18 protein-coding genes are annotated in these 24611 nt (G+C 74.2%); 9 read left to right on the top strand and 9 right to left on the bottom strand.

The window, feature by feature from the left end:
• Both ACIQLL_RS01565 and ACIQLL_RS01560 read right to left on the bottom strand, forming a co-directional pair.
• The gene (locus ACIQLL_RS01565) at positions 1-825 is read right to left on the bottom strand and encodes an alpha/beta hydrolase (RefSeq protein ID WP_402462289.1); all 825 of its coding nucleotides are present in this window, start codon (positions 823-825) and stop codon (positions 1-3) included.
• Between the two features lie 89 nt (positions 826-914).
• Positions 915-3662 (bottom strand): AAA family ATPase, encoded by a 2748-nt coding sequence (locus ACIQLL_RS01560; protein WP_402462286.1) that lies wholly within the window; start codon positions 3660-3662, stop codon positions 915-917.
• 265 nt (positions 3663-3927) lie between these two features.
• Here ACIQLL_RS01560 and trpS point away from each other — a divergent pair, with 265 nt between their 5' ends.
• Entirely contained in the window at positions 3928-5040 is a 1113-nt protein-coding gene (gene trpS / locus ACIQLL_RS01555; protein WP_402462283.1) for a tryptophan--tRNA ligase, read from the top strand.
• A gap of 79 nt (positions 5041-5119) precedes the next feature.
• Here trpS and ACIQLL_RS01550 read toward each other — a convergent pair whose 3' ends face one another.
• Complete coding sequence (locus tag ACIQLL_RS01550; RefSeq protein WP_402462280.1) at positions 5120-7048, bottom strand: phosphoenolpyruvate carboxykinase (GTP); 1929 nt, start codon at positions 7046-7048, stop codon at positions 5120-5122.
• A 128-nt stretch (positions 7049-7176) separates the two neighbouring features.
• Between ACIQLL_RS01550 and ACIQLL_RS01545 the strand changes: the two genes are divergently transcribed.
• Positions 7177-8649, top strand: a complete 1473-nt coding sequence (locus ACIQLL_RS01545; protein ID WP_402462277.1) for a helix-turn-helix domain-containing protein — start codon at positions 7177-7179, stop codon at positions 8647-8649.
• Positions 8650-8764: 115 nt separating this feature from the next.
• On the opposite strand, the gene ACIQLL_RS01540 is transcribed toward ACIQLL_RS01545, so the two are convergent.
• Positions 8765-10189, bottom strand: coding sequence for a hemolysin family protein (locus ACIQLL_RS01540; protein WP_402464594.1), 1425 nt, complete (start codon positions 10187-10189; stop codon positions 8765-8767).
• A gap of 140 nt (positions 10190-10329) precedes the next feature.
• Here ACIQLL_RS01540 and ACIQLL_RS01535 point away from each other — a divergent pair, with 140 nt between their 5' ends.
• The 7 genes from ACIQLL_RS01535 (at position 10330) to ACIQLL_RS01505 (ending at position 17653) form a co-directional block, all read left to right on the top strand.
• Positions 10330-11058: a GntR family transcriptional regulator gene (locus ACIQLL_RS01535; RefSeq protein WP_402462275.1), complete on the top strand. Its 729-nt coding sequence runs from the start codon at positions 10330-10332 to the stop codon at positions 11056-11058.
• 121 nt (positions 11059-11179) lie between these two features.
• The gene (locus tag ACIQLL_RS01530) at positions 11180-12244 is read left to right on the top strand and encodes a BMP family ABC transporter substrate-binding protein (RefSeq protein WP_402462272.1); all 1065 of its coding nucleotides are present in this window, start codon (positions 11180-11182) and stop codon (positions 12242-12244) included.
• A gap of 52 nt (positions 12245-12296) precedes the next feature.
• Positions 12297-13976 (top strand): ABC transporter ATP-binding protein, encoded by a 1680-nt coding sequence (locus ACIQLL_RS01525; protein WP_402462269.1) that lies wholly within the window; start codon positions 12297-12299, stop codon positions 13974-13976.
• On the top strand, positions 13973-15196 hold the full coding sequence (locus ACIQLL_RS01520; RefSeq protein WP_402462266.1) for an ABC transporter permease: 1224 nt from the start codon (positions 13973-13975) through the stop codon (positions 15194-15196). Before ACIQLL_RS01525 ends, ACIQLL_RS01520 begins: the two co-directional genes overlap by 4 nt.
• Positions 15193-16119: an ABC transporter permease subunit gene (locus ACIQLL_RS01515; RefSeq protein WP_172153328.1), complete on the top strand. Its 927-nt coding sequence runs from the start codon at positions 15193-15195 to the stop codon at positions 16117-16119. Before ACIQLL_RS01520 ends, ACIQLL_RS01515 begins: the two co-directional genes overlap by 4 nt.
• Complete coding sequence (locus ACIQLL_RS01510) at positions 16116-17168, top strand: ornithine cyclodeaminase family protein (RefSeq protein ID WP_402462262.1); 1053 nt, start codon at positions 16116-16118, stop codon at positions 17166-17168. Before ACIQLL_RS01515 ends, ACIQLL_RS01510 begins: the two co-directional genes overlap by 4 nt.
• A complete protein-coding gene (locus ACIQLL_RS01505; RefSeq protein WP_402462259.1) occupies positions 17165-17653 on the top strand; it encodes a nucleoside deaminase in 489 nt (162 codons plus the stop codon). The genes ACIQLL_RS01510 and ACIQLL_RS01505 overlap by 4 nt, the downstream gene beginning before the upstream one ends.
• A gap of 85 nt (positions 17654-17738) precedes the next feature.
• Here ACIQLL_RS01505 and ACIQLL_RS01500 read toward each other — a convergent pair whose 3' ends face one another.
• The 5 genes from ACIQLL_RS01500 to ACIQLL_RS01480 form a co-directional block, all read right to left on the bottom strand.
• Positions 17739-19055: an alpha/beta fold hydrolase gene (locus ACIQLL_RS01500; protein WP_402462256.1), complete on the bottom strand. Its 1317-nt coding sequence runs from the start codon at positions 19053-19055 to the stop codon at positions 17739-17741.
• Positions 19056-19109: 54 nt separating this feature from the next.
• The gene (locus tag ACIQLL_RS01495) at positions 19110-20255 is read right to left on the bottom strand and encodes an FAD-dependent monooxygenase (protein WP_402462253.1); all 1146 of its coding nucleotides are present in this window, start codon (positions 20253-20255) and stop codon (positions 19110-19112) included.
• A 59-nt stretch (positions 20256-20314) separates the two neighbouring features.
• On the bottom strand, positions 20315-21829 hold the full coding sequence (gene glpK / locus ACIQLL_RS01490) for a glycerol kinase GlpK (protein ID WP_402462250.1): 1515 nt from the start codon (positions 21827-21829) through the stop codon (positions 20315-20317).
• A 122-nt stretch (positions 21830-21951) separates the two neighbouring features.
• Positions 21952-22686, bottom strand: coding sequence for an MIP/aquaporin family protein (locus ACIQLL_RS01485; RefSeq protein WP_402462247.1), 735 nt, complete (start codon positions 22684-22686; stop codon positions 21952-21954).
• Positions 22687-22776: 90 nt separating this feature from the next.
• Positions 22777-24522, bottom strand: a complete 1746-nt coding sequence (locus tag ACIQLL_RS01480) for a glycerol-3-phosphate dehydrogenase/oxidase (RefSeq protein WP_402462244.1) — start codon at positions 24520-24522, stop codon at positions 22777-22779.
• Positions 24523-24611: the final 89 nt, after the last annotated feature.

Here is a 24611-nt window from a genome sequence, read left to right as displayed (position 1 = left end):
TCACAGTCCCTTGTCCTTGAGCCACGCGAGCGCGGCGTCGGCGACCTCGGCCCAGCCGTGGTCGATGGTGAGCGAGTGCCCGCGGTCGGGGAACTCGACGAGGTCCGTCACGGCGTCGGAGTGCTTGCGGTAGATCCGTGCGGACGTGCGGGTGAGCGAGGCCGGTGCCGTGTGGTCCATGCCGCCGGCGATGAAGAGCAGGGGCCCGCGCTCGGCGTTGTGCGTGTCGACGCGTGCCGGGGAGCCCGGCAGCAGGTTGGCGGTGGCGTCCTCGAACAGGGGGCGTCCCGGGGAGGGGATCGTCCACTGGTCGAACAGGGCGGCGGCCTCCTCGTCGGAGAGCTCGTTGGCGAACCCGTACCGGAACTCCTCGGGCGTCAGGGCGACCGACCCCTTGAAGTGAGCGGGGTTCTTGAGGGCGACGGAGGCCACCCGCAGCGAGCTCGGCGGGAGCAGGATGTTCCCGCGCATCGGCGCCGGGTCGATGGCGACGGCGGCCCCGGCGTGGCCCTCGGTGAGCAGCCGTTGGACGATCAGGCCGCCGAACGAGTGGCCGACGACGACGGGCGACGGCCCGCCGTCGGCCGCCAGGGCGGCGAGGAACGACGCGTAGTGCTCCACGACGTCGTCGATGCCGTGGCCGCCGACGCGCTCGGGGTTCTCCCGGGTCTCGGCGACGGTGGCGGAGTCGCCGGGCCAGCCCGGCTGGTGGGGGTCGTACCCCGCCTCGGCGAAGCGGTCGGCCCAGGGCGTCCAGGAATCGGCGTGGAGCCAGAGCCCGTGGACGAACACCACGGGGCGGCGGGAGGTGCTCGACTCGGTCATGGTGGTGGGTCCTGTCCTCTCGGGGCCTCCACCGTCGCCCGGGCCGTGGGCGCGTCGCTTCTGTCAGGTGACTGGTCGTCGGTCCGTGCTCAGCCGCTCGCCGGCTCCACCAGGTCGCGCAGCTGGGCCCGGGACGTCACGCCCAGCAGGGGGAACACCCGATACAGGTGGAAACCCACGGTGCGGGGGGAGAGGAACAGCTCCTCGGCGATCTGCCGGTTTGTCCGCCCCCGTGCCGCGAGGTGCACGATCCGGCGCTGCTGGGCGGTCAGCTGCGCGAGCGCGTCCGGTGCGCGGTCGGCCACGGCGACCCCGGAGGCCCGCAGCTCTCCCGCGGCCTGCTCGACGAAGGGGGAGGCCCCCAGCCTCACGAACGTCTCCAGCGCCGCGCTGAGCTCGGTACGGGCCTCGCTCACGCGGCGCGCCCGGCGCAGCGCGCGTCCGAGGTCGAGCCGGGCCAGGGCGCGCTCGAACGGCCAGGTCGCACCCGCGGCGTCGGCGAGCGCGGCGCGGAGCAGCGGCACGGAGCGGTCGGGTTCGCACAGCAGCGCCCGCGCGTGCTGCAGCAGCGTGGCGACCCGGGGGCCGGGCTGCGGGCCGCACCCCCGGGCGACGGCATCGACGACGGTGCGGGCGTCGTCCGACCGCTCGCTCCGGGCCGCCGCCCCGGCGAGCAGCACGACGGAGTACACCGAGGCGTGCCGGTGCAGCGGCGTCCCGTCGGGCCCGAAGCCGCGGCGCAGGAAGTCGTAGGCGGTCTCCGGCTCGCCGTCGGCCAGGGCCGCCAGCCCGAGGGCCTGGTGGGCGCGGATCCCGGCGGCTCGTGTCACGTCGGGGTCCACGCCGCCGAGCACCGCTCCGGCGAGCTCCCGGGCCTGCTCGGTGCGTCCCTGGCACGCCGCGACCAGCGCCGACGTCGTCCGGGCGGCGTCACGAACCACGGGCATCCCGGTCTCCTCGGCGATCGCCACCGCGTCCTCCGCGCCCGCACGCGCCTCCTCCCACCGCCCGAGCTCCTGCCGCGCCGCGGCGAGCGTCCCGGTGACCAGGGCGTTCGCGCCCTGGGTGGGGCCGTCGGCGAAGAGTTCGAGGAGCCGCGCGAGGAGGCGTTCGGCGAGCGAGGACTCGTCGAGGACCCAGGCAGCGCCGCCCAGCACGTTGAGCTCGTCGATGCCGAGGTCCGCGTGCGCGGCGACCGCTCGGTCGAGGATCTCGCGGGACCGCGGGTCGAACGGTGCGACGACCCCGTGGAGCCAGGCCGCCACGGGTTCGTCGTCGTCGACGTCGAGCCGGCCCAGCGCACCGCCCACCGCGGCCAGGAGCGCGTCGTCACCGGAGTTGTAGGCGGCCACCCCGGCCGGCGCGAGCGCCGCGAGCGCCGACGGGACGTCCCCGGCGGCTCGTCGGGCCACGGACGTGAGGCGTTCGACGGCGTCGGCGTGGCGGTACGACGACGCGACCGCCCACCCGGCGTAGAGGTCTGCCTCGAGACGGTCGGTCTCGTCGACCGCGGTCGCCCGGGCCCGGGCGGCGACCTGCTCGACCCATGCCGTCCTACCGGTGTACATGGCGGCCGGTGCGGCGGCGAGGAACCGGCGGGTGGCGTCCTGCGGGTGCGGGCTGAGCTCGCCCGCGCGCTCCAGCGCCCGTGCGGCGGCGGCCCATCCGCCTCGGTCCCGCGCCCGGTCGGCGGTGGCCTCCAGGGCGTCGGCCACCTGGCCGTCGCGACCCACGGCCGCGGCGGCCAGGTGCCAGGCCCGGCGGTCGGGGTCGTGCGCGGCCGCGGCCAGGGCGAGGTGCGCGCCCCGCCGCTCGGACCGCGGTGCGACGTCGTAGACGGCCCGGCGCACCAGGGGGTGGCGGAAGCGGACCCTGTCGTCGTCCAGGCGGACCAGCCCGGCCAGCTCGGCCGGCGCCCAGTCGGCCAGGACGTCCGCGACGTCGGGTGCGCCGTCGTGCGCGGTGGTGTCCGTTCCCGAGCGACGGGCCGCGTCCAGCACGACCGCCAGGTCGTCGCCGTCGGCGGCCGCGGCCAGCGTGAGCAGCGCGCGGGTGCGCGACGGCAGGTCAGCCAGGCGGGCGGCGACGTCGTGCTCGATCCGCGCGTCGAGCGTCGTCGAGGCGGGCAGGGCGTCCGTGGCGGTGTCGGGCCGTGCGAGCTCGAGGAGCGCCAGGGGGTTGCCGGCGGAGCGGTCCAGGACGAGTGCCCGGCGGTCGCTCGTCGGCCGGACGGGCTGGCGGTCGAGCAGGCGTTCGGCGTCGGGGACGGCGAGGGGTGCGAGCCGGAGGGTCGGCAGGTCCGCCGGCGCGCCCGTCGGCCGGGTGGCCAGCAGCATGGCGGTGCCGCACTCCGGGACGAGTCGACGGGCGCAGAACAGCAGGACGTCCCGGCTGGCGTCGTCGACCCACTGGAGGTCGTCGACGACGACGAGCCGCCGGGGTCCGTCCGCCCCGGTGCCGGGTGCGCGGTCGAGATCCGCCAGGAGGGAGAGCACCCCGGCCGCGAGGTGGAGCCGGTCGGGGACACCGCGGGAGTCGGTCAGCCCGAACGCGCCGCCGACCGCGCGGCGCTGCGGGCGGGGGAGCCTGTCGACGTGCGCGAGCAGCGGGTGCAGGAGGCGGTGCAGACCGGCGAACGCCAGGGAGCGCTCGCCGACGTTGCCCCGGGTCGCCCGGACGGCCTGGCCGTGGTCCCGTGCGCGCCGTCCGGCGTGCTCGAGCAGGCTCGTCTTGCCCAGTCCCGCCTCACCCACGACGACGAGTGCCGACTCGCCGGTCCGCCCGGCCAGGAGTGCGTCGATCCGGGCCAGCTCGTCGTCGCGTCCGACCAGCTCCACGGTGCGCCTCCTTCCCCGGCGACCCCCACCGGTGCGCTCGCCCCCGAACGGCAATCTACCGCCGAACACTGTTCCCGCAGAGGGCGGACGGTTAAGGTTGCGGCATGACGAGGCGCACCGACTGGTGGCGGCTGCGACAGCAGCCGTGACCTGACGCGCCCCGCGCCACCCGAGTCCCGAGCTGCCCACCGCAGCCCGGGACTCGCCACGTGGGTGCCGACGTCGGGCACCGGTGGGCCGCTCCCCACCGAAGGAGAGCCCCGCCATGACCGTCGTCCCCGCCACCCCACCGACGCCCGCCGCCACCGCCGAGACGCCCGCCGTCCGGGCCGCGCGCCGGCGCAGCGCCGAGATCGAGGCCCGGATCGACAAGGACCCGTCCGCCTTCCGCGTCCTGACGGGCGACCGCCCCACCGGCGCCCTGCACCTGGGCCACTACCTGGCCACGCTCGCCAACCGGGTGCGGCTGCAGGACGCCGGGGTCGACGTCGTCCTCGTGGTCGCCGACTACCAGGTGATCACCGACCGCGACGAGACCGGCGACCTGCGCGGCACCGTGCGCGAGGTGGTGCTGGACTACCTCGCGGCCGGCATCGACCCCGACCGCACCACGATCTTCACGCACTCGGCAGTGGCTGCCCTGCACCAGCTCATGCTGCCGTTCCTGTCGCTGGTGACCGTGGCCGAGCTGGAGCGCAACCCGACGGTCAAGGCCGAGGCCGTCGACGCCGCGCGGCGCCAGCAGCGCAGCATGTCCGGCCTGCTGCTGACCTATCCGGTGCACCAGGCCGCCGACATCCTCGCGATGCACGGCAACCTCGTGCCCGTGGGTGCCGATCAGCTGCCGCACCTGGAGACCACGCGGACCGTCGCGCGGCGGTTCAACCAGCGCTTCACCGCCGCCCAGCCCTACTTCGCCGAGCCGGACGCCCTGCTGACCGAGTCCGTGACCGTGCTGGGCCACGACGGCGCGAAGATGTCCACGTCCCGCGGCAACAGCCTCGAGCTGCGGTCCTCGGAGGACGACACGGCGGCGTTCTTCCGGCGGGCGCGCACCGACTCGCTGCGGCACATCACCTACGAGCCCGAGGAGCGGCCGGAGGTCGCGAACCTGTTGCGGATCGGTGCGCACCTCGCGGGGACGACGCCGGAAGTCCTGGCCGGGTCGATCGGTGCGGCCGGTGCAGGGCGGCTCAAGGAGGTCGTGACCGAGGCCGTCGTCGAGGGGCTGCGGCCGTTGCGGGCCCGACGGCGGGCGCTCCAGGCCGACGGTGCCGGCGTCGTCGGCGAGGTGCTGGCACGGGGGGCCGAGCGCGCGAACCGGCTGGCGGCCGGCACGTTGACCGACGTCCGCGAGCTCATGGGGACGGTCTACTGACCCCTGGTGCGCATCGAGCGTGCCGGATTCTCCCTCTCACGGACGGCGTGAGGAAGATTCCGGCACGCTCGATGCCGGCTCAGGCGAGCCGGTCGGTCAGCCGGGCGAGCTGGGCCCGCAGCTCGTCCGGCGTCCGGTTACCGAAGGTGTCGAAGAACTCCTCGGTGAGCGCGGCCTCGGCGCGCCAGGCCTCGGCCGGCACGTCGAACAGGGCGGTCAGGTCGGCGTCGGACACGTCCAGGCCGTCGACGTCGAGCGCTCCCGGCGCGGGCAGCAGCCCGACCGCCGACGGCGTGGCGCCGCTGTCGGTCCGCACGCCGCGCGCGCGGTCGATCTGCTCGGCGATCCACTTGACGACGCGGGAGTTCTCGCCGAAGCCCGGCCAGAGGAACGTCCCCTCGTCGTCCTTGCGGAACCAGTTGACCTGGAACACCTTGGGCCGCTTGGCGGCGTCGAGCCCGGCGCCGACGTCGAGCCAGTGCGACCAGTGGTCGGCCATGTTGTACCCGCAGAACGGCAGCATCGCGAAGGGGTCGCGGCGCAGCTCGCCGACGGCGCCCTCGGCGGCGGCGGTCCGCTCGGAGCTGATCGTGGCACCCATGAACACCCCGTGGTCCCAGCTCGTGGCCTGGGCCACCAGGGGCACGTTCGAGGCGCGGCGGCCGCCGAACACGATCGCGTCCACGGGGACGCCCGCCGGGTCCTCCCAGACGTCGGCGATGGAGGGGCACTGCTCCGCCGCGACGGTGAACCGCGAGTTGGGGTGCGCGGCCGGCGTCCCGGAGGCGGGCGTCCAGTCCTGACCCTGCCAGTCGATGAGGTGCGCGGGCGGCTCGGGGGTGAGGCCCTCCCACCACACGTCGCCGTCGTCGGTGAGGGCGACGTTGGTGAAGATGACGTCGTGGGTGAGCGTCTCGATCGCCGTCGGGTTGGTCTCGACGCCGGTGCCGGGCGCGACGCCGAAGAACCCCGCCTCGGGGTTGATGGCCCGCAGGGAGCCGTCGGGGCCGGGCCGCATCCAGACGATGTCGTCGCCGAGGGTCTCGACGGTCCAGCCGGGGATCGTGGGCTGGAGCATCGCGAGGTTCGTCTTGCCGCACGCGCTGGGGAACGCGGCGGCGAGGTGGTACCGGCGCTGCTCGGGCGAGGTGACCTGGATGAGCAGCATGTGCTCGGCCAGCCAGCCCTCGTCCCGCGCCATCGCCGAGGCGATGCGCAGCGCGAAGCACTTCTTGCCGAGCAGCGCGTTGCCGCCGTAGCCGGAGCCGTAGGACCAGATCTCGCGCGTCTCGGGGAAGTGGACGATGTACTTGTCGTCGTTGCAGGGCCAGGCGACGTCCTCGTGCCGCGTATCGTCGTCGTCGACCAGCGGGGACCCCACCGAGTGCACGGCGGGCACCCACTGCTGACCGCCGTCGATGAGGTCGAGCACGCGCTCGGAGACCCGGGTCATGACGTGCATGGAGACGACGACGTAGGGGGAGTCGGTGAGCTCGATGCCGACCTGGGAGATGGGTCCGCCCACCGGGCCCATGGAGAACGGCACCACGTACAGGGTCCGACCCCGCATGGACCCGCGGAAGACGTCGTCGAGCTCGGCACGCATCGGCACCGGGTCGCGCCAGTTGTTGGTGGGGCCGGCGTCGTCCTCGCGCTCGGAGCAGATGAACGTGCGCGACTCGACCCGGGCCACGTCCGCCGGGTTCGAGCGTGCGAGGTAGGAGTTCGGCCGCTTGTCCTCGGCGAGCCGGATCAGCGTGCCCGCCTCCACCATGCCGTCGATCAGGCGCTGCTTCTCCGCGGCCGACCCGTCGCACCACACGACCTCGTCGGGCTGGGTCAGCTCGGCGATCTGCGCCACCCAGGCGCGCGGGTCGCGGACCGGCTCCCGGTCCGACGACGTGTCGAGGGTCGCGGGCAGCCCTGCGCCACCGGTGCGGGTCAGCGTGTCGGGTGCGAGCTCGGCGAGCGCGAGTCGCGTCCGGCGGGGATTCGCGGTGAAGGTCATGGTGCTCCGTCCGTGGTCGTGTTCCCGCTGCAGGTGACGGGTCCTGCTTCACAGCGTGCGCCCTCCGTGCGCCAGGTTTCCATCATCCGGCGGGTGAAGAATCACGGATCTTCACGTATCGTCAAGCCATGACTGCAGCGACGCCGTCGGACACCCCGGATCTCATCACCCTGGGCCGGCGCATCCGGCACGCACGCACCACCCGAGGGTTGACGCTGGAGGCTCTCGGGCGGGCCGTCGACGCCGCGCCCAGCCTGCTCTCCCTGGTCGAGAACGGTCGCCGTGAACCCCGGCTGTCGCTGCTGCGCGCGCTGGCCGGCGCTCTCGAGGTCCAGCTCGCCGACCTGCTGGCCGCGGAACCGCCGTCCCGGCGCGCCGAGCTCGAGATCGCCCTCGAGCGTGCCCAGCGCGGCCCGCTCTTCGGGCGGCTCGGGCTGCCGGGCATCCGGCCCAGCCAGAAGCTGCCGGTGCCGGTCCTCGAGCAGCTCGTCGGGCTGCACGCCGAGATCGCCCGGCGCGAGGAGGAGGCGATCGCCACCCCCGAGGAGGCGCGCCGGGCCAACACGATGCTCCGGCGCGAGCGCCAGGAGCGGGACAACCACATGCCGCAGATCGAGGCGCTCGGCGAGGAGATGACCCGCCGCGCCGGCTACACCCGCGGGGCGCTGACCCACCGGACCGTGGCGCGGATGGCCGAGGACCTGGGGCTGACGGTCCTGCACGTCGGGGACCTGCCCCGTTCGGCCCGGTCCGTCACCGACTGGGAGAACGGCCGCATCTACCTGCCGCCCGCCTCGATCCCCGGCGGGCACGGGCTGCGCTCGCTGGCGCTGCAGGCCATCGCCCACCGCGTGCTCGGTCACGAGCGCCCCCGCTCGTACGCCGAGTTCCTCCGCCAGCGCGTGGAGATCACGTACTTCGCCGCGGCCTGCCTCATCCCGCAGTCCGTGGCCGTGGAGTTCCTCACCGAGCGCAAGCGCGCGAAGGACCTCGCCGTCGAGGACTTCCGCGACACCTTCGGCGTCACCCACGAGGCCGCCGCCATGCGGCTGACGAACCTCGCCACGGTGCACCTGGGCATCCCGTTGCACTTCCTGCGGGTGGGCGACGACGGCGCCGTCTTCCGTGGGTACGCCAACGACGGGCTGCCCCTGCCGCAGGACGTCACCGGCGCCATCGAGGGGCAGCCGGTGTGCCGGTGGTGGGCCGCCCGGGAGGCCTTCACGCGCGGCGACCGCGCCGCCGAGTCCTACCAGTACACCGACACGCCGGCCGGCACCTTCTGGGACTCGATGCAGACCGGGACGGCGGCGGACGGCCGGCAGTTCTCCATCACCGTCGGGGTGCCCTACGCGCACGCCAAGTGGTTCCGCGGCCGCGACACCCACGTGCGCCACGCCTCGACCTGCCCCGACCCGGCGTGCTGCCAGCGTCCGCCCGCCGACCTGGCCGACCGGTGGGAGGGGGCCTCCTGGCCCAGCGCCAGGATGCACCAGCAGATCCTCGCGGCTCTGCCGCGCGGGGTGTTCCCCGGCGTGGACGACACCGACGTCTACGAGTTCCTGGAGCGCCACGCCCCGCGCCCCGGCCCCGCGAAGTAGGCGACCCCACCGCGGGGTAGGCGACCCCTCCGCGGGGTAGGCGACCCCTCCGCGAGGTAGGCGACCCTGCCGCGGGGTAGGCACTCGGCGGTCGCCTACCTCGCGAGGACCATGCCTACCTGGCGGGCGAGGCGTCCGTTCCCGTGGTCCCCGCCGGGGTCGCGCGCTCGGCCTCGTCCGCCTCGGCCGCCGCGTCGGGCCCGGCCGACTTCGCCGCGTCGGGCCCGGCCGACTTCGCCGCGTCGTCCGCCTCCGTGTCGTCCGCCTCCGCAGCGCCGTCGAACCGGACCGCGCGGATGCGCTGCTTCTCCACCACGGTGACCGTCAGCGTCCCGTCCTCGACCGCGACGACGTCGCCGGGCTCGGCCAGTCGACCGAGCTCGGCCAGCACGTACCCGGCCGCCGTCTCGTAGGGGCCCTCGGGCAGCGCGACACCGGTCACGCGTTCGAAGTCCTCGAGGGTGAGGCCGGCGTCGGTCTCCCCGTCGCCGAACGACCGGCGCCGGGGGTCGTGCTCGTCGCGGATGTCGCCGACGAGCTCCTCGACGATGTCCTCGAGCGTGGCGATCCCGTCGGTGCCGCCGTACTCGTCGCGGACGACGGCGAGGTGGGTGCCGCCGCGCCGCATCGCCGACATCGACGGCAGCACCCGGTTGGTGGCGGGCAGCTCCAGCACGGGCCGGGCGACGTCGCGCACGGTGCGCCGGGCGCCGCCGTCGTCACCGTGCAGCACGCGGACCAGGTCACGCAGGTGCACGAACCCGAGGACGTCGTCGAAGTCCTCGCCGAGCACCGGGTAGCGCGAGTACGGCAGGTCACGCACCTCGGCGACGGCCTCGGCGACGGTGAGCGTCGCGGACAGGAACGTGACGTCGGCGCGCGGGCGCATGACCTCGGCGAGCGTCCGGTCGCCGGCGGCGAGCACGTCGGCGAGGATGTCCCGCTCCTCCTGGGGCAGGTCGGGATGCCGGGACACGAGGCTGCGCAGCTCGTCCTCGGACATCTCCTGCCCCCGCGCCTGGGGGTCGCCGCCGAGCAGCCGGACGACGGCGTTCGTGGACGCCGAGAGCAGCCAGATCACCGGACGCATCAGCCAGGAGAAACGGTCCAGGGGAGGCCCGACGACGAGCGCGACCTGGGCGGCGCGCTGCAGCGCGATGCGCTTGGGCACGAGCTCGCCGAGCACCAGCGAGGCGTAGGCGATGAGCAGGGTGAGCCCGACGAGCGCCGCGGTGGACGCCGGGCCGGCCGGCATCCCCAGCGCCTCCAGGAGCGGGGCGACGTCGGGTGCGAGGGTCGAGGCGCCGTAGGCGGCCGAGAAGAAGCCCGCCACCGTGACGCCGATCTGGACGGCGGCCAGGAACCGGTTGGGGTCCCGGGCGACGCCGGCGACGCGCCGACCGCGGGGGCCGCGGCGCTCGATCTCGTCGATCTGGCCCTCGCGCAGCGACACCAGGGCGAACTCGGTCCCGGCGAACACCCCTCCGAGCAGCACGAACCCCAGCACCAGCGCGATGTTGCGCCACGTCTCCGCGTCCACGATCTCCCTCCGGGTCGGGTGGCACCGGACGGTGGCCACGACTCGACCAACGCTACGGGCCGTCGCGTGGTTCCGTGGCGCCGACGCCGTGGCGCCGGGGGCGGTGAGCCGGGGCGCCCGAGGCTCTCTAGGATCGGGACGTGACCCTGAGCCCCGCACCCCACGACGGCGCCCGCCCCTCGTTGCGCGAGACGGCGTACGCCACGCTCAAGTCGCGCATCATCGGGCTCGACCTGCACCCCGGTCAGCGTCTGGTCGAGCGGGACATCGCCACCGAGCTGGGCGTCTCCCGCGTGCCGCTGCGCGAGGCGCTGCACCAGCTCGAGAGCGAGGGGCTCGTCGTGCTGGTGCCTCGTCAGGGTGCCCTGGTGGCGCCGTTCACGCGGGACGACGTGGAGCACCTGTTCGAGGTGCGCGAGAGCGTCGAGGTGCTCGCGTTCCGGCTCGCGGCGCTGCGCCGCTCGGCGGCCGACCTCGCGGCGATGTCCGCCGCGGTCGACTCCGCGCGGGACGCGCTCGCGCGCCGGGACGACGCCGCGACGGCGGCCGCCAACGCCGGGTTCCACGCCGTCGTCGTCCAGGCGTGCGGCAACCCTCTGCTGCAGTCGATGCTCGCGCCGCTCGACGCCCGGGTGCGCTGGCTCTTCCACCTCACCAAGCGGCGCGACACCCATGAGCAGTGCGAGGAGCACGCGGCGATGCTCGCCGCGATCGAGGCCCAGGACGCCGACGCGGTGGCCGATCTGGCGCACGCGCACGTCACGTCCGGCCGGGAGCCCAGCCTGGCGCTCGCGCAGACGTGGGCCTCGGCGCCGATCGACCCCGTCGAAGCGACGCGGACGCGCAACCGGGGGCGTCAGACCTCGTGAGCGCAGGGGGCTGCGCGGCCGGACGGTCACGCAGCATTTACGGCTGATTGATGCGACGGAAACACAGGGCCAGCAGACTCCTCGATTAGTGGTATACCGCTAACTCGCCCAGGAGGACACCATGCGCACCATCCGCCCCACCGCCATCGCCACGGCCCCCTCGTCCCGCCGGCGCTCCACCCTCCGCCGGCGTGCCGCAGCCGGCGCACTGACCGTCGGAGCGCTCGTCGCGCTGACCGCGTGCAGCACCGCCACCGCCGACGCCGAGACCGACGGCGAGGACCCGGCCGACGAGACGCTGGCCGTCGGCGTGTTCCTGCCCGGGTCGACCTCCGACACCGGGTTCATGGAGTCCGCCTACCTCGGCTACGAGCGCGTGGAGGAGGAGCTCGGCGACCAGGTCGACCTCACGTTCGTCGAGGAGGTCGACGCCGCCGACTACGAGCAGACCCTCGTGCGGTTCGCGAGCACGTCCGACCTGGTGATCTCCGTGGGCGGGCAGACGGACGCCGACCTGCGCAAGGTCGCCCCGCAGTTCCCCGACGTGACGTTCGTCGAGATCGGCGGCCCGGCCGACGCCGAACCCCTGGACAACCTCGCCTACTACGACCCGCAGCAGGCCGAGGCCGAGTACCTCTCCGGCGCCGTCGCCGCGCTGTCCTCGCAGACCGGCAAGGTCGGCTTCATCGGCGGCGTCGAGCTGCCCGCCATCGTCAACGCCTCGGCCGCGTTCGCGAACGGCGCCGAGGCGGCCGTGCCCGGCACCGAGGTCGTCACCCCGCAGTACCTCGGCGACTTCAACGACCCCGCCAAGGCCAAGCAGGCAGCAGCCGCCAACTACGGCGTCGGGGTGGACGTGATCGGTCAGATCGTCAACCTCGGCAAGCAGGGCATCGAGCAGGCCGCGCAGGACGCCGACGCCGCCATGATCGGTGGCCCCATCCCCGGTGAGTGCGCCGCGGACGGCCCGTACGTCGGCTACGTCCGCACCGACATCGGCACCGAGGTCGAGTACGCCGTGCAGTCCGTGCTCGACGGCACCTGGGAGGCCGCGCAGGTGCCGTTCGGCCTGACGACCGACCGTGAGGGCACCGAGTTCGTGCTGTGCACCGACGACGCCGACACCGTCGCCGCGCTCGAGGAGATCACCGCGTCGGTCGCCGACGGCGAGGTCGCCCCCTACTGATCCGGTCACCCGGACGATCGCGACCCACCCGGACGACCGAGAGGTGCCGACCATGACGACGACCCTGCCGCCGGCCCCGGCACGCGACCACGACGACGGCACGGCAGCGTCACCCGCGCTCGCCCTGCGGGGCGTGACCCGTGTCTTCGGGACCCATACCGCGCTCGACGCCGTCGACCTCGAGATCGCCGCCGGGGAGGTGCACTGTGTGCTCGGCGAGAACGGCGCCGGCAAGTCCACGCTGTGCAACATCGTGTTCGGCTCGCTGCCGCCCACCACCGGCGAGGTGCTCCTCGACGGGGAGACGTTCGCCCCCTCCTCCCCGGCCGACGCGCTCGCCCGCGGGGTCGCGATGGTTCACCAGCATTTCTCCCTGGTCCCCACCCTCACGGTCCAGGAGAACCTGCTGCTCGGTCGGGGCGTGCGCCGCCTGCGCCCCGACCGGGCAGGGCTCGCGGCACGGCTCGCCGCGATCGCCGACACGCTCGACCTGCACGTCGACCTGGGCGCACGGGCCGAGGCCCTCAGCGTCGGGGCCCGTCAGCGGGTCGAGATCGTCAAGGCCCTCCTCGACGACCCCATGATCCTGCTGCTCGACGAGCCGACGGCCGTCCTGGGCCCTGAGGAGGTGGACACCCTGCTCGCCACGTGCCGGCGCGTCGCCGCCGCGGGGACCGCCGTCGTGCTCGTGACCCACAAGCTCGGCGAGGTCATGCGCGTCGGCGACCGGGCGACGGTGCTGCGCGGCGGGCGGGTCGCCGGCAGCGGGACCCTGGCCCGCGAAGGGAGTGCCGGGACGCCGGGCGCACCGGCGCTCACGTCGGCCGATCTCGTGGGCCTCATGGTCGGGCGGGAGGCCACCAGCCTCGACCCGCTGCTCGCCGCGAGCGTCGGCGTCGTGCCCGCGGCCGGCCCGTCGCACGACGGCGGACCCCAGGTACCCGCACGGTCCGGCACGCGGGTGCGGGCCCCCGCGACCGGGGACCCTGTCCTCACGGTCCAGGGGCTCACGGTGGACGACGCCGACGGGGCACGCCGCGTCGACGCCGTCGACCTGGAGATCCGCCCCGGCCAGATCGTGGGCATCGCGGGTGTCGAGGGCAACGGGCAGAGCGAGCTCGTCGCCGCGCTGTCCGGGGCGCTGCCCGCCTCGGCCGGGACCGTGCTGCTCGACGGCGCCGACGTCACCCGCGCGGGACCACGCCGCCGGACGGCGCTCGGGCTCGGCGTCGTCCCGGAGGACCGCCACCACGAGGCCGTCGTGACCGGGCTCAGCGTCACCACCAACCTGCTGCTCGGCCGGCTGCACCGCTTCCGCCGGTTCGGCCTGCTCGACCGCCGCGCCCTGCGCGCCGCCGCGGCCGACCTGACCGAGCGCTTCGACGTGCGCACCGCGAGCCTCGACGCCCCGATATCCTCGCTGTCCGGCGGCAACCAGCAGAAGGCCGTCCTCGCCCGCGAGCTGAGCCTCGACCCGCTGCGCTGCGTCGTCGCCGCCCAGCCGACCCGAGGGCTCGACCTCGGCGCGGTGGACGACGTCGTCGCCCACCTGCGCGCGGCGGCGGACGCCGGCGTCGGCGTGCTCGTCGTCTCGAGCGAGCTGTCGGAGCTGCTGGTCCTGTGCGACCAGGTGCACGTCGCCTACCGGGGCGCCCTGCGCGGACCCGTACCCACCGACGCCCCCGACGCCCGCGACCGCGTCGCCCACCTCATGACGGGAGCCCCGGCATGACCGCCCCGACCTCCACGACCACTGCCGTCGTCCCGCCACCCGGCGACGACGGCGGCCCCGCGGCGCCCGCACCGGCCGCGCCCTCGGGTCCCACCTGGCGTGACCGCCTCCTCGACGCCCGACCCGTCCTCGTCCCGCTCACCGCGGTGCTCGGGGCGCTCGCCGTCAGCACCGGACTGGCCGCCCTCGCCGGGGCGACCCCCGCCGAGGCCGCCACCGCCCTGTGGGAGGGCATGGTCGGCACCCCGTACGCCATCGGGTCCTCGCTCAACGTCGCCGCCGTGCTGCTGCTCGTGGCCACCGGGTTCCTGGTGGCGCACCGCGCCGGCCTCGTCAACGTCGGCGGCGAGGGGCAGATCGCGGTGGGGGCCGTGGCCGCGACCGCCGTCGGCACCTCGCTGCCACCGAGCGTCCCCGCCGCCGTCGCCCTGCCGCTGCTCCTCCTCGCCGCCGCGGCCGGTGGCGCCGCCTGGGCGTCGATCGCCGCCTGGCTCGCCGTGCGCCGAGGCGTCAGCGAGGTCATCACCACGCTGCTGCTCAACTTCGTCGGCGTCGCCGTGCTCGTGCTGTCCATCCACTCCGAAGCCCTCCTGCGCCAACCCGTCACCAGCTCCGAGACCCTGCCGCAGTCCTCCCCGCTCGTCGAGGCCGCCCACCTCCCGCTGCTCGGCCTCCCGGACTCCCCGGCCACCGCCGCCGTCGTGCTGGCGCTCGCGGGCGCCGTCGTCGGCTCCGTGGTGCTGCGCCGCACGGCCACCGGCGTCCGGCTCGAGGCCGTCGGCCGCTCCCGACCGGCCGCCCGTCGGCTCGGCGTGCCCGTGGACCGCCTGCGGTTCTCCGCGCTGACCACGGCAGGCGCCACCTCCGGCGTCGCCGGGGGAGTCCTCGTGGCCTCCGTGCCCTACGTGCTCGACGAGGGGCTCGCCTCCGGGTACGGGTTCTCCGGGCTCGTCGTCGGGCTGCTCGCCCGCGGCTCCTTCACCGCCGCCGTCGGGATCGCCGCTGCCCTCGGGTTCCTCGTCTCCGGCGGCATCAACCTGCAGCTCGCCGCCGGCGTGCCCGCCTCCATCACCCAGATCGCCGAGAGCCTCATCATCCTCGGCGTCGCCGGTACCGCCATCTGGACCGTGCGCCGCACGACCCGGACCCGTCGTCCGTGGTGGCGCTCCCGCACCATCGGCCGTACCGCCGCCCACCCCGCACCGGAGGTCGCCCCGTGATCCCCACCCTGACCGACCTGCTGGTCGCGAGCATCGCGCTGGCCGTCCCCGTCCTCGTCGCCGCCAGCGGCGAGCTCGTCGGCGAACGCGCCGGCGTCCTGACCATGAGCGTCGAGGGCATGATGCTCACCGGCGCGTTCGCCTCCGTCGTCGGAGCCACCTCCAGCGGCTCGGCGCTCTACGGCGTCGCCTGCGGCGCCGTCGCCGGGCTGCTCGTCGGAGTGCTGCAGGCCGTGCTCAGCGTCGTCCTGCGGGCCGACCAGATCGTCACCGGGCTGGCCGCCAACGCCCTCGCCCTGGCCGGCACCACGTTCGGCGCCCGCCTCCTGCTGGAGCGCGGCGCGCCGGTGCCCGGCTTCTCCCGGGTGGAGATCCCGCTGCTGGCCGACATCCCCGTCCTCGGGCCCGCGCTGTTCCGCCAGACCGGCCTCGCCTACGTGCTCATCGCCGTCGTCGTCCTGCTCGCGATCCTCACCTCGCGGCGCACGGGCTGGGGCCTCGCCGTGGACGCCGTGGGGGAGGACGCCGCCAGCGCCGACCGCTCCGGCATCCCGGTGCTGCAGGTGCGGTTCGCCGCGGTGCTCGTGGTCGGGCTGCTGTCCGGCCTCGCGGGGACGCAGCTCGCGCTGTCCGAGGTGCACACCTTCACCGACAACATGACCGCCGGGACCGGCTACCTCGCGGTCGTCGCCGTCATCGCCGGCAGCTGGCGCCCCGTGGGCGTCGCCGTCGCCGCCGTCGTGTTCGGGCTCGCCCAGGCGCTGCAGTTCACGCTGCCGGCCCTCGGCGTCGACGTGCCGTTCGCCCTGCTCGTGATGCTGCCCTACGTGCTGGCGCTGCTCGCCGTGGCCGGGTTCGTCAGCCACAGCCGGCCACCCGCCGGGCTCAACACCGCGTTCGTGCGGCAGGGGAGGGCCGCGTGACCGCCGCTCGCGGCCCGTCCCTGCCGTCCTTCACCTCCCGCCCGATCCCTGGAGCTCCCGTGCCGCTCGTCCTGACCCGTTCCGACCTCGCCGGGCTGGTGACGCCCGCGGCCGTCGTCGACGCCGTCGAGCAGGCGTTCGCCGACCTCGCCGAGGGGTCCGCGTCCCAGGCCCCGCTCGCCGTGGCCGCCGTGGACGACGCCGCGCACTTCCTGCCCATGACGGCGGTGTCCCGCCGCGCCGGGCTCGCCGGGTCGAAGCTGCTCGCCGACATCCCCGCCAACCGGGACCGCGGGCTGCCCGCGCAGCGCTCGGTGCTCGTGCTGGCGGACGCCGACGACGGCGCACCGGTCGCCGTGCTCGACGGCGGCCTGCCCACCCGGTTGCGCACCGCCGCGGCCAGCGCCGTCGCCACGCGCTGGCTCGCCCCGCCGTCGGCTCGTGTCCTGGGACTGGTGGGTGCCGGAGGACTGGCGCTCGAGCACGTCAGCGCCGTCGCGACGGTGCGTCCGCTGGAGCAGGTGCTGTTCTGGACGCGCTCGGACGCCACGGCCGCGACGTTCGTCGACGGGGTCGGCGCGCGCCACCCGGAGATCAAGGTGACCCGCGTGGACTCGCCGGCCGGTGCCGTCGAGCCGGCCGACGTCGTGTGCACGCTGACGCCGTCGCGTGAACCCGTGGTGCGGGGGGAGTGGTTCCACCCCGGGCTGCACGTCAACGTCGTCGGCGCGCCGCCGCGGCCGGACCACCGGGAGGTCGACGGCGAGGCGATGGCGCGCTCGCGGGTCGTCGTGGACTCGGTGTCCACCGCGCTGGGCGAGTCGGGGGACGCGCTGCTGGCGATCGCGGACGGTGCGGTGGACCGGTCGGCGTTCGGGCTCGAGCTCGGGGCCGTGGTCGCCGGCCTGGCGCCCGGACGGCGCCACGCCGAGGAGATCACCCTGTTCAACTCGGTCGGCCTCGGTCTGCTCGACGTCGTGATCGGTCGGCTGCTCGTGGACGCCGCTCGCGCGGCCGGGCGCGGGCTCTCCGTAGAGTTGTCGGCATGAGTGCGGTGGAGCTGTCCCCGGTGGACCGGGCGCACCTGGCCGCGGCGCTGCAGATCGCCCGCGAGACGCAGGCCGAGGGCAACAAGCCGTTCGGCGCGGTGCTCGTGGCCGCCGACGGGCGCGTGCTCGCCACGGGCCGCAATGCCGCCGCGCAGACCGGTGACCCGACGTCGCACGCCGAGCTGGACGCGGTCCGGGCCGTGGCCGCGGCGGATCGCGACGCCGTCGCAAGGTCGACGATGTTCGCCAGCGGTGAGCCGTGCCCGATGTGCGCGGCGGCGCTCGTGTGGTCCGGCGTCGGGCGGATCGTGTTCGGGACGGCGGCAGCCGACATCCGGGCCGTGGCTCCGGGGCCGCCCGGGTTCCGCCTGCCGTGCGCGGAAGTGGTGGCGGCGTCCGACGCCGCGATCGACGTCGTCGGCCCGGCGCTCGGCGCGGAGGGGCTGGAGCCGTTCCGCGAGGTAGTGCGTCGCTCGGGAGCCTAGGGAGAGGTCAGGAGCGTCGAGCGTCTCTGTGTGGTTGCCGACAGCCGATGATTCCGTGGGAACAGAGACGCTCGACGGCGCTTAGTCAGCTCGGCGTGGCGGCGCGCGGACCGCCGCGGGCGTCGAGGCGGTCCAGCAGCGTGGTGAACACGTCGCCGGCGCGCAGTCCGTCGTGCTCGAACTGGTTCGTCACCCAGGCGCGGGCCTCACCCACGCGGGCCGCGGTGTCCAGGGAGAGGCCGGAGTCGACGAACATGTCGTCGAAGTACACCGCGGCCTCCAGCGGCACCTCGTTGGTCGCCAGTACTTCCGTGTCGTACAGGTCCGGCCAGTCGCCCCGGGCCGCGAGGGCCTGCGCCGCCTCGCGGAACGGTCGCAGCGCGGCGATCTGGTCGAACATCCAGGGGAAGATCATCTCTCCCGTGAACAGCAGCGGGCGGGCGCTCGTGGCGAACGCCGGGTCGGTGTCGCGCACGCGCTGGGCCGCCCACGCCGTCGGCCCCGGGCCCTGGGCATAGATCGACTCGTGCAGCACGGCGTAGAGCGGGTTGGTGGCGAACGACGTCGCGGCTTCGACCTCCGCGAGGAACGTGTCCGTCAGCTCGTCCGGGGTGCCGTCGTCGAACGCCTCGTCGACGATCCAGTGCACCCGCTCGAACCCGGGGCCCATCCCGAACGCCATGCCGAGGGACTGGAACCGTTCGACGCTCAGCAGGTCCCCACCGGGCAGGCGCACGTCTCCCGCGGCGATCCGGTCGGCGATCCGCCCGATCCGCTCGACGTCGGCCGGGTAGCGCTCGCGGTACTGCCCGTTCTTGACGACGACGCGGGTCTGGGTGCGCTCGTAGACCTCCTCGGCGCTCGCGTCGAGCCCCGCGAGACCGCCCGTGACGTACGACGCCGCCACCCCGTCGGGTGCGGACGACAGGTAGGTGAGGGTCAGGAATCCGCCGTAGGACTGCCCGAGCGTGGACCAGCGTCGTCCGCCGTACACGGTGTGCCGCACGTGCTCGGCGTCGCGCACGATCGAGTCGGCGCGGAAGTGGGACAGGTACTCCGCCTGCACGTCGGCGGAGCCGAGCCGCTGCAATGCCCCTGCCCGCACCGCCGTCGACCGCCCCGTGCCGCGCTGGTCGAGCAGCACCACCCGGAAGCGCTTCAGGGCCTCGCCGACCCAGCCCTCGGCGCCGGTGGGACGCGGCCCCTTGCCGCCCGGACCGCCCTGGAGGAACACCAGCAGCGGCAGGTCCTCGGACCGCTTCGTGGGCGCGACCAGCTCGCGCACGAACACGCTCAGCGTGCGGTCGTCGGCGGGTGCGGTCCAGTCGAGGGGGACCGTGAGGGTGCGGTCGGTGACGTGGACGCCGGGGATCGTGTACTCGCGGCTGCTCGTGGGGCTCACCCGACCAGGGTACGGATCGCGCGCCGCCCCGCAGAGACGGACGGCTCGCGGCCGTCAGGCGGGCGGCTGCCAGCCCAGGACCCAGTCCAGCCGGTCCGCCGCCCGGGACATGGCCCGGCGTCCCACGGTCCGCAGCCCCAGCTCCCGCAGGCCCACGGCAGCCGGCGAGCGCCAGGTGGTCACCGCCCCGACGCGGGCCGAGGCCCGGGCGATCCGTCGGGTGCGGTCGTGGCGCTGGACGCTGTACGACGCCAGCCCCGGACAGACGTCACGCTCGGGGATGCCGAGCGCGGTCGCCAGCACGACGCCGTCCTCGATCGCCTGGGCGCCACCCTGGCCGAGGTTCGGCGTCATGGCGTGGGCGGCATCGCCGAGCAGCGCCACGCGCCCGACGTCGAACCGGGGCGGCGGGGTGCGCAGCCGGCGCAGGTCGTGGTGCAGCACCTGGGAGGGATCGAGGTCGGCGAGCAGCGCGGGCAACGGCGCGTGCCACCCGGCGAACCGTCGTCGCAGCTCCGCGGCCTCGTCGTCGAACCGGGTCCGCGGCGGCAGCGTCGCGGTCAGGTAGCAGTAGACCCGGCCGTCGGCCAGCGGGACGGTCCCGACGACGGAGCCGGGCCCCCAGGTCTCGGCGGCCTCCACGGTGACCGGTCCGGGCGTGACGAACCGCCAGGCGGTGGCGCCGGCGTACACCGGGCCGGGATGGTCCGGGAACAGCGCGGCCCGGGTCGGGGAGTCGATGCCGTCCGCCGCGACGACGAGGTCGCACTCCCAGGTCCGGTCGTCGGCGGTGACGACGGCGGAGACGTCGGTCCCGCCGGTCTCGATGCCGGTGACCCGCGTACCGAGACGCAGAGACCCCTCACCGAGCACGTCGACGAGCAGCTCGACGAGCTGCGCGCGGTGCAGGACGAGGGTCGGGTCCGGGCCGGCCGCCGCCGCGTCGCCGCGCATCAACCAGGCGCCGTCGGGCCGGCGGATACCGACCTGGCCCTGCAGGGAGGCGAGACCGCGCAGCCGGTCGCCCAGGTCGATCGCGCCCAGTGCGCGGACGGCGTTGGGCGCCAGCGCGATCCCGGCGCCGACCGGCTCCAGCGACGCCGCCTGCTCCAGGACGAGCACGTCCCACCCCCGACGGCGCAGGGCGACTGCCGCCGTCAGGCCGCCCACACCGCCACCCACGACGACGGCCCTGACCACGTCATCCCCCCGTCAGGGCGGGACGGCGTGGACAGGGCCGCCGGGTGAGGTGCATCGGACTACTTGGTGTCCTCGTCCACCCACTCGAAGGTCTTCGTCACGGCCTTCTTCCACTGCCGGTACAGCCGCTCGCGCTCGTCGTCGGCCATCGACGGGGTCCAGCGCTGCCCCTCGGCCCAGTTGTCGCGGACGTCCTGCTCGCCCTGCCAGAACCCGACGGCGATACCGGCCGCGTAGGCCGCGCCGAGCGCCGTCGTCTCGGCGACCTCGGGCCGCACGACGTCCACGCCGAGCTGGTCGGCCTGGAACTGCATGAGCAGGTTGTTGGCGACCATGCCGCCGTCGACCTTGAGCTCGGTCAGGTCCACCCCGGAGTCGGCGTTCATCGCGTCGACGACCTCGCGGGTCTGGAACGCGACGGACTCCAGCGCCGCCCGGGCGATGTGGTCGCGGTTGACGTACCGGGTCAGGCCGACGAGCGCGCCCCGGGCGTCGGGCCGCCAGTACGGGGCGAAGAGTCCCGAGAACGCCGGGACGAAGTAGGCGCCGCCGTTGTCCTCGACCTTGTTCGCGAAGTACTCGATGTCCGGCGCGTCGTCGAACAGCCCGAGGTTGTCGCGCAGCCACTGGACCAGCGACCCGGTGACGGCGATGGAACCCTCGAGCGCGTAGATCGGGTCCGCCTGGCCGATCTTGTAGCAGACGGTGGTCAGCAGGCCGTTCTCGCTGGGCACCTTCTCGGTGCCGGTGTTGAGCAGCATGAAGTTGCCGGTGCCGTAGGTGTTCTTCGCGGTGCCGACCTCGAAGCAGGCCTGGCCGAACGTGGCGGCCTGCTGGTCGCCGAGGATGCCGGCGATCGGGACGCCGGGAACCATCCCGCGGGGGCGGCCCCGGCCGTACACCTCGGACGACGACCGGATCTCCGGGAGCATCGACAGCGGGATGCCCATGTCCGCGGCGATGTCCTCGCGCCAGCTCAGGGTCTCCAGGTCCATGAGCATGGTGCGCGAGGCGTTGGTGACGTCGGTGACGTGCACGCCGCCCTCGGTCCCGCCGGTCATGTTCCACAGCACCCAGGTGTCGGTGTTGCCGAACAGCAGGTCGCCGTTCTCGGCGGCGGCCCGCGCACCCTCGACGTTGTCGAGGATCCACTTGATCTTGGGGCCGGAGAAGTACGTGGCCAGCGGGAGGCCGACGACGGACTTGTACTTCTCGGGGCCCTCGTCGCCGCCGAGCTCGTCGACGATCGCCTGGGTGCGGGTGTCCTGCCACACGATGGCGTTGTAGACCGGCTTGCCGGTGTTCTTGTCCCAGACGACGGCGGTCTCGCGCTGGTTGGTGATCCCGACGGCGGCCAGGTCCTCGTGGGAGATGTTGCCGCGGGTCAGGGCGAGGCCGACGACCTCGCGGACGTTGCTCCAGATCTGCTCCGGGTTGTGCTCGACCCAGCCGGCCTTCGGGAAGATCTGGTCGTGCTCGAGCTGACCGGTCGAGACGATGCGGCCGGAGTGGTCGAAGACGATGGCACGCGAGCTGGTGGTGCCCTGGTCGATGGCGAGGACGTAGTCAGCCATGAGGTCTCAATCCTTCGTGTCGTTCGTGCGTCGTTGCGGTGCGTCGTTGCGGTGTCGGTGCGGGCCGGCGGCGGTCGGTCGGCGGCCGGCCGCCGCCGGGCATGGCGCCGGGGCGGTGCGGGTCAGCCGAAGGCGACCAGGGGGGCGAAGAGGCCGGCGAGGACGCCGCCCACGATCGGTCCGAGGACCGGGACCCAGGAGTAGCTCCAGTCGCTGGAGCCCTTGCCCTTGATCGGCAGCAGCGCGTGGGCGATCCGGGGGCCGAAGTCACGCGCCGGGTTGATGGCGTACCCGGTGGGGCCACCGAGGCTGGCGCCGATACCGACCACGATGAGGGCCACGGCGAGCGGACCCAGGTCGCCGGGATAGTTGCCGAACGAGAGCACGAGGAACACCAGGAAGAACGTGCCGATGACCTCGGTGACGAAGTTCCAGCCGTAGGAGCGGATCTCCGGCCCGGTCGAGAACACGCCGAGCTTGACCTCGGGCGGCGCCTCCTCGTCGAAGTGCTTCTTGTACGCCAGGAACGCGAGTGCGGAACCGATCGCGGCGCCGGCGATCTGGGCCGTGACGTAGATGAACCCGTTGAACGCCGTGACCGGGATCCCGGGGCCGAACTCCTCGGCGCCGCTGGCCCAGATCCCGAACGTCACGGCCGGGTTGATGTGCGCGCCTGATCCGAAGGCGACGTACACGCCCGCGAACACCGCGAGGCCCCAGCCGAAGTTGATCATCAGCCAGCCGCCGTTGAAGCCCTTGTTCTTGGGCAGGATGGCGTTGGCGACCACGCCGGCACCACCGAGCAGCAGGATCATGGTCCCGAGGAACTCGGTGACGAAGATCTCCCACGTTGACATCGTCGTTCTCACCTTCTGGTCGGACTTCGTTGTCTCCCCGGGGTGTACCGGGTCGTCTGACGGCGCGGGTCGGTCCCGCACCGGGTCTGGTCAGGTGCGCAGCGGCTGCATCGAGGCGACGTCGCCGGCCCGGCCGCGCGCAGCGCCTGCGGCGGCGTCGTCGGGTTCGGCGGCGGCCGCGTCCTCCGCGTCGGCACGTGCCAGGTAGGCGTCGATCTCGCCCTGCTTGGCGGTGTCGTCCCACCCCAGCAGGGGTGCGGCGATGTCGGCGATCTCGGGCAGCGCGGCCCGGCCCTTGTCACCCGACTCGTAGACGAGCCGGGTACGGCGCAGGAGCAGGTCCTCCAGGTGCAGCGCACCCTCGTGGCTCACCGCGTAGTGGATCTCCGCGCGCAGGTAGGCGGGTGCGTGCTCCAGCGGCTCCGCGAGCGAGGGGTCCTCCTCGCACAGCGTGACGATCTCGCGCAGCGCGGACCCGTACCGGTGCAGCAGGTGGTCGACCATCGCGGGGCTCCAGTCGTAGCGCTGCGACCAGGCGCGAGCCTGGCGGCGCACCGCCTGCAGCCCGACGGCCCCGACCAGGGGGATCTGCGCGGTCACGGACGGCAGCGCGTTGGCGCGCTGGCCGATGGCGAAGTCGACGGCGTCGGAGGCCATGACGCGGTACGTCGTCAGCTTCCCGCCGGCGATCACGGTCAGCCCGGGCGCGGGGGAGGCGACGGTGTGCTCGCGGGAGACCTTGGCCGACCCGGTGCCCTCCTTGGTGCCCGGCTGCAGCAGGGGGCGCAGCCCGGCGTAGGTGCCGATGATGTCGTCCCGGGACAGCGGGTGCGCCAGGACGGCGTTGGCGTGGTCGAGCACGTAGTCGATGTCGGCGGCGGTGGCCACCGGGTGCACCGGGTCCTGCTCCCACGGCGTGTCCGTGGTGCCGATGATCCAGTACCGCGACCACGGGATGATGAACAGCACCGACTTCTCGGTCTGCAGGATCAGGCCGACCTTGCCCTTGATGCGTTCGCGCGGCACGACGATGTGGATGCCCTTGGAGGCCAGCACGCGCAGCCCGCCCTCGTCCCCGGCGAGGGCCTCGGTGTCCTCGGTCCACACCCCGGTCGCGTTGATGACGTGGCGCGCCCGGACGGTGATCTCCCGGCCGGTCTCCAGGTCGACGACGACGGCTCCGTTGACCGCCCCGGTCCCGCTCTTGGTGAGCTCGACGACCTGGGTGCGGGAGGCGGCGTGGGCGCCGTAGTCGACGGCGGTCCGTACCAGGGTGGCGACGAGCCGGGAGTCGTCGACCGACGCGTCCCAGTACTGCACGGCGCCGATGGCGGCCTCGTGCGCCAGGTCGGGGAACTTGCGGGCGATCTGGCGACGTGAGAGGTGGCGGTGCAGCGGCATGGCCCGCTTGCCGGGCGCGACGGAGGCCAGGGTGTCGTACAGGGCGATGCCGGCCCCGACGTAGGCCCGCTCCCAGACCCGGTGCTCGAGCGGGTAGAGGAACGGCACGGGCTTGACCAGGTGCGGGGCGATCTCCTTGAGCAGCAGGTCGCGTTCAGTCAACGCCTCGTGCACCAGGGAGAAGTCCAGCATCTGCAGGTAGCGCAGACCGCCGTGGACGAGCTTGCTGGACCAGCTGGAGGTGCCGGCGGACCAGTCCTGGGCCTCGACGACGGCGGTGGACAGGCCGCGGGTGACGGCGTCCAGCGCGATGCCCGCGCCGGTGACGCCACCGCCGACGACGAGCACGTCCAGCTCGTTGCGCGACGTCTGCGAGGCCTCGAGCGCGTCGAGCGCGCGGGACCGCGACTCGGCGGTCAGTCGGGTGCTGGCCATCGGTGGTGCTCCTTCGTTCGGCTTCCCCCACGGGAACATCACGGGAACGTTCTCGCAACCGGAGTGCACGAACGTGCACGACGACGTCG

This window comes from Isoptericola aurantiacus (assembly GCF_044769875.1).
GTDB classification, from domain to species: Bacteria; Actinomycetota; Actinomycetes; order Actinomycetales; family Cellulomonadaceae; genus Isoptericola; species Isoptericola aurantiacus.
This window is presented reverse-complemented; position numbering and strand designations above follow the sequence as displayed.